The organism is Pseudomonas sp. AFG_SD02_1510_Pfu_092 (assembly GCF_003331055.1).
Classification (GTDB): domain Bacteria; phylum Pseudomonadota; class Gammaproteobacteria; order Pseudomonadales; family Pseudomonadaceae; genus Aquipseudomonas.
The window spans coordinates 24711-37302 of sequence record NZ_PUQD01000013.1; the positions used below are offsets into that span (position 1 = coordinate 24711).

The 12592-nt window shown below is 64.2% G+C and carries 9 protein-coding genes; 4 read left to right on the plus strand and 5 right to left on the minus strand.

The features are described 5' to 3' along the window. Entirely contained in the window at window positions 1-1110 is a 1110-nt protein-coding gene (locus tag C6A77_RS08545) for an ATP-binding cassette domain-containing protein (RefSeq protein WP_114169059.1), read from the plus strand. Next, complete coding sequence (locus C6A77_RS08550; protein WP_008096606.1) at window positions 1100-1744, plus strand: methionine ABC transporter permease; 645 nt, start codon at window positions 1100-1102, stop codon at window positions 1742-1744. The genes C6A77_RS08545 and C6A77_RS08550 overlap by 11 nt, the downstream gene beginning before the upstream one ends. Before the next feature lie 93 nt (window positions 1745-1837). Here C6A77_RS08550 and dibA read toward each other — a convergent pair whose 3' ends face one another. Continuing rightward, the gene (gene dibA, locus C6A77_RS08555) at window positions 1838-3733 is read right to left on the minus strand and encodes a phosphodiesterase DibA (protein WP_114169060.1); all 1896 of its coding nucleotides are present in this window, start codon (window positions 3731-3733) and stop codon (window positions 1838-1840) included. Between the two features lie 146 nt (window positions 3734-3879). Here dibA and desA point away from each other — a divergent pair, with 146 nt between their 5' ends. Beyond that, window positions 3880-5064 carry a delta-9 fatty acid desaturase DesA gene (gene desA, locus C6A77_RS08560; protein ID WP_114169061.1) on the plus strand — a complete coding sequence of 395 codons (1185 nt, stop codon included), beginning with the start codon at window positions 3880-3882 and terminating at the stop codon, window positions 5062-5064. 100 nt (window positions 5065-5164) lie between these two features. Next, window positions 5165-6193, plus strand: coding sequence for a sensor domain-containing diguanylate cyclase (locus C6A77_RS08565; protein WP_114169062.1), 1029 nt, complete (start codon window positions 5165-5167; stop codon window positions 6191-6193). Window positions 6194-6268: 75 nt separating this feature from the next. Here the strand turns inward: C6A77_RS08565 and C6A77_RS08570 are convergent, their stop codons facing one another. From C6A77_RS08570 to C6A77_RS08590, 4 genes are all read right to left on the minus strand, one after another. Then, complete coding sequence (locus C6A77_RS08570) at window positions 6269-7528, minus strand: response regulator (RefSeq protein ID WP_114169063.1); 1260 nt, start codon at window positions 7526-7528, stop codon at window positions 6269-6271. A 135-nt stretch (window positions 7529-7663) separates the two neighbouring features. Further along, window positions 7664-8941 carry a 4-aminobutyrate--2-oxoglutarate transaminase gene (gabT, locus tag C6A77_RS08575; RefSeq protein WP_114169064.1) on the minus strand — a complete coding sequence of 426 codons (1278 nt, stop codon included), beginning with the start codon at window positions 8939-8941 and terminating at the stop codon, window positions 7664-7666. 183 nt (window positions 8942-9124) lie between these two features. Continuing rightward, on the minus strand, window positions 9125-10567 hold the full coding sequence (gene gabD, locus C6A77_RS08580) for an NADP-dependent succinate-semialdehyde dehydrogenase (protein WP_114169065.1): 1443 nt from the start codon (window positions 10565-10567) through the stop codon (window positions 9125-9127). Window positions 10568-10905: 338 nt separating this feature from the next. Continuing rightward, window positions 10906-12582 (minus strand): aryl-sulfate sulfotransferase, encoded by a 1677-nt coding sequence (locus C6A77_RS08590; RefSeq protein WP_114169066.1) that lies wholly within the window; start codon window positions 12580-12582, stop codon window positions 10906-10908. Window positions 12583-12592 lie beyond the last annotated feature (10 nt).

Genomic DNA, 12592 nt, shown 5'->3' on the forward strand with positions numbered 1-12592 from the left:
ATGAGCCAGGCCAGCGCGCTCCGGGCGCCCACCCCACAAGCACTGCCGCCAACGGCCAGGGAGCAGGCCTTGCGCCCGGAGGTCAATGCCGCCCATGTGCGCTTCATTGGCCTCGGCAAGACCTACCCCGGCCAGGCGCAACCGGCCTTGCAAGGCATCGACCTGAACATCCGCCATGGCGAGATCTTCGGCATCATCGGCCGTAGCGGCGCCGGCAAGTCATCCCTGCTGCGCACCATCAACCGCCTGGAGCAACCCAGCCAGGGCCGGGTGCTGATCGACCAGGTGGACATCGCCCCGTTCGACGAAGACCACCTGGTGGCGCTGCGCCGGCGCATCGGCATGATCTTCCAGCATTTCAACCTGATGTCGGCCAAGACCGTGTGGCAGAACGTCGAGCTGCCGCTGAAGGTAGCCGGCGTGGCCAAGGCCGAACGCCAGCGCAAGGTGCGCGAATTGCTCGAACTGGTCGGGCTGCAGGAAAAGCACCACGTGTATCCGGCGCAGCTGTCGGGCGGCCAGAAGCAACGGGTGGGCATTGCCCGGGCGCTGGTGCATGACCCCGAGATCCTGCTGTGCGACGAGGCGACCTCGGCACTGGACCCGGAAACCACCGCCTCGATCCTCGAGCTGCTGCGCGACATCAACCGGCGCCTGGGCCTGACCATCGTGCTGATCACCCACGAAATGGCGGTGATCCGCGATATCTGCCACCGGGTAGTGGTGCTGGAGCGCGGCGAAGTGGTCGAGCAGGGCGAGGTCTGGCGGGTATTCGGCTCGCCGCGCCACGAGGTCACCCGTACCTTGCTCGCGCCGTTGCAGGCCAGGCTGCCCGCCGCACTGCAAGCCAGCCTGCAGGCCAGCCCGGCGAGCCGCGACAGTGCCGTGGTGCTGAAGCTGACCCTGCTCGGCGAGCCGGAGCTGTCGGCCTTGTTCAACGAACTGGGCGGCCGCGTGCGCCTGCTGCAGGGCGGCGTGGAAACGGTCGGCGAGCACGCCCTGGGGCAGTTGATCCTGTCGGTACAGCACTCGCCGCACGACACCCACCAATTGCTGGAACGCGCCCGCCGCTGGGCCGAGGATGTGGAGGTACTGGGCCATGTGGTTTGATCGCCTGCTGGAAGGTTTGCTCGATACCCTGCTGATGGTCGGCGTGTCGTCGCTGATTGCCCTGCTGGTGGGCGTACCGATGGCGGTGCTGCTGGTCACCAGCGACAAGGGTGGCATCTTCGAGGCACCGCTGCTGAACCGGGTGCTGGGTGCCTTCGTCAACCTGTTCCGTTCGATCCCGTTCCTGATCCTGATGGTCGCGCTGATCCCCTTCACCCGCCTGGTGGTGGGCACCACGTATGGCGTATGGGCGGCGGTGGTGCCGCTGACCATTGCCGCCACCCCGTTCTTCGCGCGAATTGCCGAAGTCAGCTTGCGCGAAGTCGACCATGGCCTGGTCGAGGCTGCGCAGGCCATGGGTTGCCGGCGCTGGCACATCGTCTGGCATGTGCTGTTGCCGGAGGCGCTGCCGGGGATCGTGGGTGGTTTCACCATTACCCTGGTGACCCTGATCAACTCGTCGGCCATGGCCGGGGCGATAGGGGCCGGTGGCTTGGGGGATATCGCCTACCGCTATGGCTATCAGCGCTTCGACAGCCAGATCATGCTGACCGTGATCGCCATGCTGGTGGCGCTGGTGGCGCTGATCCAGCTGGGCGGGGACCGTTTGGCGAAAGGCTTGAACAAGCGTTGAATGCTTCGCGGGCATGCCCGCTCCCACAGCGATGTCACTGACCTCAAGCCCGGTGCAGTACCTGTGGGAGCGGGCGCGCCCGCGAAGAGGCCCTCAGCTCCAGCGCAAGTCGGCAGCCGGCACCGGCCGCCCGAACCAGTACCCCTGCCCCAGCTGACACAGTTCCTGCAACAGGAAACTGGCCTGTTCGGCCTGCTCGATACCCTCGGCATGCACCTGCATGCCCATGCTGCGCGCCAGGGCGATAATCACCCGAACGATGGCGATATCGTCCTCATCATGCGGCAACCCGGCAACGAAACCCTGGTCGATCTTCAGCTTCTGCACCGGCAGGCGCTTGAGCCGCAACAACGACGAATAGCCGGTGCCGAAGTCGTCGATGGCCAGCGCTACCCCCAGTTCGCGCAAGCGATGCAACTGCTCCAGCGCCACTTCCGGGTCTTCCATCACCGCGCTCTCGGTCACTTCCAGCTCCAGCAGGGCCGGGTCCAGCCCGGTGTCATGCAGCACCTCGGCGACCTGCTGGTACAACTCATGCTGACCGAACAGCCGGCTGGAAATGTTCACTGCCACGAACGCCAGCTGCAGGCCGTCACCCTGCCACTGCACCATCTGCCGGCACGCCTGGCGCAATACCCAGGCGTCGATCTCGGCAATCAGCCCGGTGCGCTCGGCAATCGGGATGAATTCGCCCGGCGGCACCAGGCCACGCAGAGGGTGCTGCCAGCGCACCAGGGCCTCGACGCCGACCTGGCGGCCGGTCGCCAGGTCGTGCACCGGCTGGTAGAACACGCGTAGCTCGTCCTGCTCCAGCGCGCGGCGCAGCTCGCCAGCTGTTTCGACCCGGTGCTGGGCATGGGCGGTCAGCTCTTCGGTATACAGCGCATAGCAGGCTCGCCCGTTGCTCTTGGCCTTGTACAAGGCCGAGTCGGCGTTGCGCAGCAACTGCTCGGCGCTCAAGGCGTCGTCGGGGAACAGGCTGATGCCCGCGCTGATACTGATGAACAGACGATGGCCATCGAACACGAACGGCTCGCGCATGCGCTCGATGATGCCCTGCGCCAGCTTGCCCGCCTGGCCGACCTGCTGGCAGTTCTCCGCCAGTACGCCAAACTCGTCGCCGCCCAGGCGCGCCAGGGTCACGCCGCCGCCCAGCACCTCGACCAGGCGCTCGCCCACCAGCTTCAGCAACTGGTCGCCGATGGTATGGCCAAGGCCGTCGTTGATGCTCTGGAAGTGGTCCAGGTCCAATAGCAGCAAGGCGCAACCGCGCTTGTTGGCCTGGGCCGCCGCCAGCGCCTGCTCGACCCGGTCGGTGAACAGCAGGCGGTTGGGTAGCCCGGTCAAGGGGTCGTGGTGGGCCAGATAGGCCAGCTCCTGTTCCGAATGCTTGATGGCGCTGATGTCGCTGAACACCGCCACGTAATGGCTGAGCTCGCCTTCATCGTCGCGGATGGCGCAAATGGTCTGCCACTGCGGGTAGATTTCGCCACTTTTGCGCCGGTTCCAGATTTCGCCACTCCACTCGCCCTTCTCGGCCAACGTGGCGAACACCTGCTGGTAGAACGCCAGGCCGTGGCGCCCAGACTTGAACTTGTTCGGGCGCTGGCCAATGACTTCGTCCTGCTGGTAGCCGGTGATGCGCATGAAGGCGCGGTTGACATGCACGATCAGGCCATGGCGGTCGGTCACCAGCACGCCCTCCAGGGTGCTGTCGAACACGGCAGCCGCCATGCGCAGCCGTTCCCGGTCTTCGCACCGCAGGCGCGCGCCACGGCCGATGAAATTGAGCAGGCGCACCCGCGACACATAGATCAGCACGGCACTGAACAGCACCCAGACCACCACATTGATCTGCCGGCCCACGGTCAGTGCCAGGGAATTTTCGGTCATGCCGCGCAGCACCACCTCGGCCAGCGTCAGCCAGAGGATCGACAGCACCACATACAGCGCAGCCATGCGCAAGGCGTCGCGGACGGAAACAGACATGTCGGGTGCGAGAGTCCATCAAAAAGGAAGGGGCATTATAAAGGCTGAAACATGCCGTGACTTCCTATCTGAACGGTTGACTGGTTTTATTTCCCTGCCAAGGGATAATCACCCCTTCCCCCTGCATTCCGAGGGTATTCATACCTATGTGGTACAACGGCCTGCTCGACTTGTCGGCCTGGCAACTGGTCGGCATCACCCTGCTGATGACCCATGTGACCATCGTCAGCGTCACGGTCTACCTGCACCGCTACTCCGCGCACCGGGCCCTGGAGCTCAATGGCGCGCTCAAGCACTTCTTCCGTTTCTGGCTGTGGCTGACCACGGCGCAGAACACCCGTGAATGGACTGCCGTGCACCGCAAGCACCACGCCAAGTGCGAAACCCCGGACGACCCGCACAGCCCGGTGCACAAGGGCCTGAGTACGGTGTTGCGCAAAGGTGCCGAGCTTTACCGCGAGGAGGCGCGCAACCCGGAAACCCTGCGCATCTACGGCAAGAACTGCCCCGAAGACTGGATCGAGCGCAACCTCTATTCCCGCTACAAGCTGGGCGGCATCGCGCTGATGGCGGTGATCGACCTGCTGCTGTTCGGCAGCATCGGCATCACCATCTGGGCAGTGCAGATGATGTGGATTCCGTTCTGGGCCGCCGGGGTGGTCAACGGCCTGGGCCACGCGCTCGGCTACCGCAACTTCGAATGCCGCGACGCCGCCACCAACCTGGTGCCGTGGGGCATCGTCATCGGTGGCGAAGAGCTGCACAACAACCATCACACCTACCCCAACTCGGCCAAGCTGTCGGTCAGGCGCTGGGAATTCGACATGGGCTGGGCGTGGATCCGCCTGTTCTGCCTGCTGCGCCTGGCCAAGGTGCAGCGCGTGGCGCCAATCGCCCACCGCGTCGAAGGCAAAGGCAGCCTGGACATGGACACCGCCATGGCCATCCTCAACAACCGCTTCCAGATCATGGCGCAGTACCGCAAGCTGGTGATCGGCCCGCTGGTCAAGCAGGAGCTGGCCCGCGTCGATGCCTCGGTGCGTCACCACTTCCGCCGTGCCAAGCGCCTGCTGTCGCGTGAAACCAGCCTGCTGGAAGACCGCCACCATGTGCGCATCGAATCGATGCTCGCCCACAGCCAGGCACTGAAGACCATTTACGAAAAACGCCTGGCCCTGCAACAGATCTGGGCGCGCACCAGCGCCAACGGCCATGACATGCTGGCCGCCATCAAGGACTGGGTTCACGAGGCGGAAACCAGCGGCATCCATGCCCTGCGCGACTTCGCGGCACAGCTGAAAACCTATTCCCTGCGCCCGACCGGCGCCTGACCGCCGTTGATCGGCATGCCTCCTGGCCGAGGCATGCCGTTCGGAACTTAGCCCACGGGTCTCCACTCCAAAATGGCACATCGCCCGCGTGGCGGGCCGGATGCTGGCCGCACGCTTTCATGTCGAGACCTGCTCCGTGCACATGGCCAAGAACATTCCAACGACACTGCCCGGCACCCCGCCTCCCGAGGCCGCCCAGACTCTACTGGCACTACTCCACGCCCAGGGTGAGGTAGCCCGCCTGAGCGAACGCGAACAGCTGTTCAGCTCGCTGCTCGACAGCGTCAATGCCGTGGTGTGGGCCTTCGACTGGGAAACCCGCCAGGTGCTTTACGTCAGCCCCGCCTACGAACGCATCTTCGGCCGCCCGGTGAGCCTGCTGATGGCCAACTTCAACGAGTGGCGCGACAGCATCTACCCCGACGACCTGGAATTCGCCGAACGCAGCCTGGCCCAGGTGCTGCTCAAGGGCGCGGTGGAAGACCGCGAGTATCGCATCCTCAATGCCGACGGCCAGCTGCGCTGGCTGAGCGACAAGTGCTACATCAACCAGCAACGCGACGGCGACCGGGTGATCATTGTCGGCATCGCCGAAGACATCACCGAGAAGAAGCAGCTCGAAGGCGAACTGCAGCGCCTGGCCACCACCGATGTGCTGACCCAGAGCAGCAACCGCCGGCACTTCTTCGAATGTGCCCAGCAGGCCTTCGCCAATGCCCGCGAAGACGGTACGCCACTGGCTTTCCTGCTACTGGACATCGACGACTTCAAAGTCATCAACGACAGCTACGGCCACCAGGAAGGCGACCAGGTACTGCAGCAGATCGCCGACAGCGGCAAAGCCGTGCTACGCCGTGGCGACCTGTTCGGGCGCATTGGTGGCGAAGAGTTCGCGGCGGTATTCCCGGGCTGCAGCGCCCAGGTAGCCGAGCAAATTGCCGAACGCTTGCAGCGGCAGATCCAGCGGCTGAGCTTCAGCCATGGCGAGCAGACCTACGGGGTGACGGTGAGCCAGGGCGTGACCGGGCTGACCGACGACGATGTGAACCTGGACAGCCTGTATGCCCGGGCCGATGCGGCGATGTACCAGGCCAAGCGCCAGGGCAAGAACCGGATCGTTCGCAGCTGACTGTTTTTCACCACTTGCCGGCCTGTACGCTCCCACAGGATCTGCGCGGGGTTCAACGAACCTAACCGCAAAATCTCAGCTGGAAACCTCGGCCTCAGCCACCGGCGGCTCTTCCTGCGGCTTAACCTCCAGATTGTCCACCTTGCGCAGCCGGCTCAGCTCCGGCAGCCCAAGCTTGAGCAGGCGCGCGGTCTTGCTGCTGGCGACCTTCTCCAACCCTTGCTCGGCCGGCAGCCGCGACAACAGCCCAGCCAGGTTCATGGCCAGAATCTCCCGCGAATAGACCCCGCCACCCAACTGGTAGATCGCCGCGATCAATTCGCGCAGGGTCAGCGGCAACCGCCAACGGGTACGCAGCGCCGAGCCGAACGCCGCGCCGAATTCGTTGAGCGACAGCTGCACCTTGTCCTCATCCAGCTCACCACCGGCCAGCCGCCATTCCTGCAGGCAGCGCAGCACCGCCAGGTCGCCCAGGCAATGCAGCAACCCCGCGCAATAGCAACGCCCTTCATCCAGCTCGAGCATGCGCGCCAAGGTTCGGCCATATTCGGCAGCGTGCAGCGAAAGGTCCCAGTAACGCGCCGCATGCTCGGCCAGCAGCGGGTCGCTGAGGCGCGCGCTGCGTTTCAGGGTCATGCCCAGAATCAGGTTCATGCTCTGCGTGCTGCCAAGCTTGTTCAGCGCCTGCAACAACGTCTGCACTGGCGCTTCGCGGTGCAGCGCTGCGCTGTTGGCGGCAGCAATCAGCACGGCAGTGATCTGCGGGTCCTGCTGCACTTCCTCTTCCAGCACCCTCAGGTTCAGGCCGTGGGGGTTGAGCGCGCGCTTGATCGCCACTTGCACATCGGCCAGCAGCGGCCCGCCGTCGGCGCTGGCGCGGCGCTGTTCCAGATACGCCGGCAGGCTGGCACCAGGCTGCAAGGCCGGCACCGGGCAGGCGATCTCTTCGCCCACGGCCAGCAGCAGCTCTTCCAGGCGCTTGCGCAGGTTGTCCAGGTCAAGCGGCTTGCTCAGGTAGGCCGTGGGGTGCAGGGGCAGCGCCTCACGCACACTTGCGCTGTCACTGCGGTTGCTCATGAGGATGAACGGCAACCCCGAGCCTTTGGCGCGCACCTTGCGCAGCAGGTCGAGGCCATCGACGCCGGCCAGCTCGCGCGCGGCGATGATCAGATCGGGCTTGCCGGACAAGGCCCCGAGCGCCTGTTCACCGTCGGCGCAGACCTGCAGGCGGGCATCGCAGCGCACGCTAAGCAACATTTCGCTGAGCATGTCACGCACCCAGGGGTCGCCTTCGACAATCAGCACGCTTGGTGGGGTGGGGTTTGCAGCGCTCATCGCCGACTCCTGAAAATCCCTGACACGCAATCCATCGCAGCTTCCTAAGCGAGTCCTGCCACAACGATAGCGCCACCTGGGTTTTCTGGGCATAAAAAAACCCGCCGAAGCGGGTTTTTTCTACAGCACATCACATCAGGCAATTTCAGCGAAGCATTCTTCGATGATGGCCAGGCCTTTATCCAGCAGGGCGTCTTCGGCGGTCAGCGGAACCAGAATCCGCAGGACGTTGCCGTAGGTGCCGCAGGACAGCAGGATCAGGCCCTTCTCGCGGGCCTTGGCGACAACCTGGCCAACAGCAGCAGCGTTCGGGGTGTGAGTGCCTTTCTCGAAGACTTCGACAGCGATCATCGAGCCCAGACCACGGACGTCGCCGATGATCGGGTGCTTCTTCTGGATTTCGCGCAGGCCGGCGGTCAGGCGCTCGCCGACTGCCTTGCTGCGGTCCAGCAGTTTCTCTTCTTCGAACACTTCGATCACGGCCAGGGCCGCGGCGCAAGCGATCGGCGAACCGGCGTAAGTGCCACCCAGGCCGCCCGGGGCGATGGCGTCCATGTACTCGGCCTTGCCGCACACACCGGCCAGCGGGAAGCCGCCAGCGATGGACTTGGCAAAGGTGGTCAGGTCAGGCGCGACGCCCATCTGCTCCATGGCGAAGAAGGTGCCGGTACGGCCAGCGCCGGTCTGCACTTCGTCGGCGATCAGCAGGATGCCGTGCTTGTCGCACAGCTCGCGCAGGCGCTGCATCAGCTCTTTCGGCGCTGGCAGGAAACCGCCTTCGCCTTGTACTGGCTCGAGGATGATCGCGGCGATGTCGCGCGGCTCGGCATCGTTCTTGAAGATGCGCTCGACCGAGGCGATGGCGTCGTCAACGCTGACACCGTGCAACTCGCTCGGGAACAGGGCGCGGAAGATGCCGCCTGGCATCAGGCCCATGCCAGCGGAGTACGGCACGACCTTGCCGGTCAGGCCCAGGGTCATCATGGTACGGCCGTGGTAGCCGCCGGTGAAGGCAATGACGCCAGCGCGGCCGGTGGCGGCACGGGCGATCTTGACGGCGTTTTCAACGGCTTCGGAGCCGGTGGTGACCAGCAGGGTCTTCTTGTCGAAGTTGCCTGGGACCAGCTTGTTGATCTTTTCGCACAGCTCTACGTACGGTTCGTAGGCCAGCACCTGGAAGCAGGTGTGGCTGACCTTGGTCAGCTGCTCTTGCACGGCTGCAACCACTTTCGGGTGCAGGTGGCCAGTGTTCAGTACTGCGATGCCGCCGGCGAAGTCGATCAGTTCGCGGCCTTCAACGTCGATCACCGTCGAATTCTTCGCGGTATCGACGAAGATCGGGTGGATCTGGCCAACGCCACGTGGGACGGCGGCGACACGACGTTGCATCAAGGATTCGTTGGTCTTGCTCATAATGCCCTCATTGCGCCGGTCTGGAGTGGCGCTTTTATTCGGGGGTGGCTGGGAGTGCTCGCGAACAGTATTCGTTGATCGACTGCCGTGAACGCCCTGGCCACCAGGTACCGCAATGTAAAAAAGGCCAGCGAGACGTCGCTCTCGCGCCCCGCTGGCAGAGGTAAAGCCGCTACCGTGCGATCAGACGCTGATGCACAGGTATTTGATTTCGAGGTAGTCCTCGATACCGTACTTGGAACCTTCACGGCCCAGGCCCGACGCCTTGATGCCACCGAACGGTGCCACTTCGTTGGAAATCAGGCCGGTGTTGATACCTACCATGCCGTATTCCAGGGCTTCGGCAACACGGAACACACGGCTCATGTCGCGGGCGTAGAAGTACGAGGCCAGGCCGAATTCGGTGTCGTTGGACATGGCGATGACTTCGGCCTCGTCCTTGAAGCGGAACAGCGGCGCCAGCGGGCCGAAGGTCTCTTCCTTGGCGACAGCGGCGGTCTTCGGTACGTCGACCAGAATGGTCGGTTCGAAGAAGTTGCCTTCGATCAGTTTGCCGCCGGACAGCACCTTGGCGCCTTTGCCAACGGCGTCTTCGATGTGCTCCTGAACCTTGGCGACAGCCTTGCCGTCGATCAGCGGGCCGGTGGTGGTGCCTTCTTCCAGGCCGTTACCGATCTTCAGCTTGGCAACCGCGGCGGCCAGCTTCTGGGCGAACGCGTCGTAGACGCCGTCCTGCACGTAGATACGGTTGGCGCAAACGCAGGTCTGGCCGTTGTTGCGGTACTTGGAGATGATCGCGCCCTCGACCGCCTTGTCCAGGTCGGCGTCGTCGAACACGATGAACGGGGCGTTACCACCCAGCTCCAGGGAAACCTTCTTGATGTCCTTGGCGCATTCTTCCATCAGCTGGCGACCGATTTCGGTCGAGCCGGTGAAGGACAGCTTGCGTACCAGGGAGTTGCCGGTCAATTCGCCGCCCACTTCGCCGGCGCTGCCGGTCACCACGCTCAGCACGCCAGCCGGGATGCCGGCACGGTGGGCCAGCTCGACCAGGGCCAGGGCGGAGTACGGGGTCTGCGAGGCAGGCTTGAGCACCATGGTGCAGCCAGCGGCCAGGGCCGGGCCGGCTTTACGGGTGATCATGGCGGCCGGGAAGTTCCACGGGGTGATGGCCGCGGTGACGCCGATCGGCTGCTTGATGACGATCAGGCGCTTGTCTGGCTGGTGGCCCGGGATGGTGTCACCGTAGACGCGCTTGGCTTCTTCGGCGAACCACTCGATGAACGAGGCGGCGTAGGCGATTTCGCCCTTGGCTTCGGCCAGCGGCTTGCCTTGTTCGGTGGTCATCAGGCGCGCCAGGTCGTCCTGGTTCTCGATCATCAGTTCGAACCAGCGACGCAGCTTGGCCGAACGCTCTTTGGCGGTCAGGGCACGCCAGGCCGGCAGGGCCTTGTCGGCGGCTTCGATGGCGCGGCGGGTTTCCGCAGTGCCCATCTTCGGCACGGTGCCGATGACTTCACCGGTGGCCGGGTTAGTCACCTTGATGGTCTGGCCGTTGTCCGCATCCAGCCACTCACCATTGATGTAGGCTTGCTGGCGGAACAACTGAGCGTCTTTGAGCTGCATGTCGGCTTCCCGAATTGTTGATTGTTGAAAAGCGCCCAACGCAGGGCATCGAGCGTTTGAAATCTCAAACGAATGCTAAGCGGCTGCTGGGGTGTTGGACAATAGGCTGTTCGAAAAAAAGAACGAATGGTTGAACACCCTGGCGGAAATTTCATCGTCTGTGTAATGGCAAGCGGCCTCTTCGCGGGTAAACCCGCTCCCACAGGTACTGCACAGATTTTGAATTCTGTAGAGATCCTGTGGGAGCGGGTTTACCCGCGAAGAGGCCAGTACAGGTTAGACGAACGAGCCGAAGGAAATGTGATGGGAGGACCGACGGCCCTCCCGGAAGGAACAGGTCAGAACGCCTTGGCCAGGTCGATCACCAGGGCCCGGTAACCCACGCTGCCAGGCTGCCGGCTGTGCACTTTCAGCTCCACCAGCACTTCCTGGGTGCCGCGCCGTACCTCGTTGAGCACGGTGGTGGTCAGCTTCTGCGGGGTCAGGAAATTCACCGACGCCGAGTAGATGAACTGGGTGTCGGTCTCCGGCCGGTAGGCCACCACCGAGGTCACCGGGCTGTACCACTCGTCGCCACGTTCCTTGCCGTACTCCCACACTTGCTCGACTGTGCCCTTGGCCTCATCGATACGGTACTCCACGGCCCGGCTGTAGTTGCCGGTCAGCTTGGTGGGCGCAAAGTCGCGGCCCCAGCCATTGTCGAACACGGTCAGTGTGCCTTTGCCAGTCAGCCAGGCGGTGTGCTGGGTCCATGACCAGTCGAAACCTGCACTTTCAACCGGTTTCAGTACCTTTTCACGCAGATGCTGCGGCCAACCCTGGGGCGAGGCAAGAATCCACTTCACCTGCTTGTCACGGCCGATCTTCACCACGCCCTGGTGCCGCGCTGAAACGATGATGCTGTCATCATCGGCGTCGTAATCGATAGCGTTGACGTGCGCCCAGTTACGCCCGGTACCTACCCCCGGCGTGTCACCAAAGGGCAGGTCGCCCTCGGCCAGTTCGTTGGCCAGCCGCTCGTCCTGCTTGTGCACCCCTGGCGTCAGCTGGATGGCGGCCTTGCCCAGGGTTTCCAGCAGGTCGCCACGGTACGGGTCGAGGATCTGGTTGAGGTCCCAGAAGTCCAGCACATCACCCGCCTCGTCGACTTCGATGATGTGGTCGCGGATCGAGCGCACACGCTTGCCATCGGGCCGGCGGTAATCGCTGGTGCCGACCCGCAGCAGGTAAGTGCCATTGGCGGTTTCGCGGATTTCATGGGAGAAGTCGGCGAACTTGTCGGGCAGGCTGCGCTGCCAGATGCGCCGGCCCAGCAGGTCGTACTTGGAGTAGGTCTGGCCCTGGCCCCAGATCAGCTTGCCGTCGCGGGTCTGCTGGAAGCCCATGGTGCCGCCCAGGCCGTCACGGCGGTTGGAGTCGTGGATCTGCTCGATGTCCAGGTACCAGCGCACATCGCCATTGCTGTCGGCAATCCAGTTGGTGCCCACCTGGTCCCACTCCGCTGCCCCACCCAGCGCGTTCCACTTGAAGGCGCGGCCGCCCGGAATGTCACCTTGCAGGTGGTTGAACAGATACAGGCGCTGCTCGAAGCCCGGCGCCACCTTGACCGGCTCTACCTCCGGCAACGCCGCGGTTTGCCTGGCCACGACCGGCAGGCGCACGGCCGGGGCGTAAATCTGGTACTGCTCGCGAATGCGCTCGCCGTCCAGCTTGTAGGTCACCTCCACCTGGTTGACGTGGTCCGGGTACAGGCCGAACACCGGGATGCCACCGTAGGTCCACAGCGAACGGTCGGCCACGTCGTAGACGATGTCCACGCCGCGCTCGCCACGCCCCAGCACACGCACATGGGCGCCACTCAGGCTGCGCCCGCCATCGCGAATGATCGCGGTCAGCGGCGCCAGGCGATAGGGGTTCACCACCACATCGCCGAGCAGCGCTTCGTCACGCTCGGGGACCTTGGCGGTCAGGCACGCGCCCTCGGGCAGGGCTGGGGTTTCGGTCTTGGCATTCATGGCAAAGCTC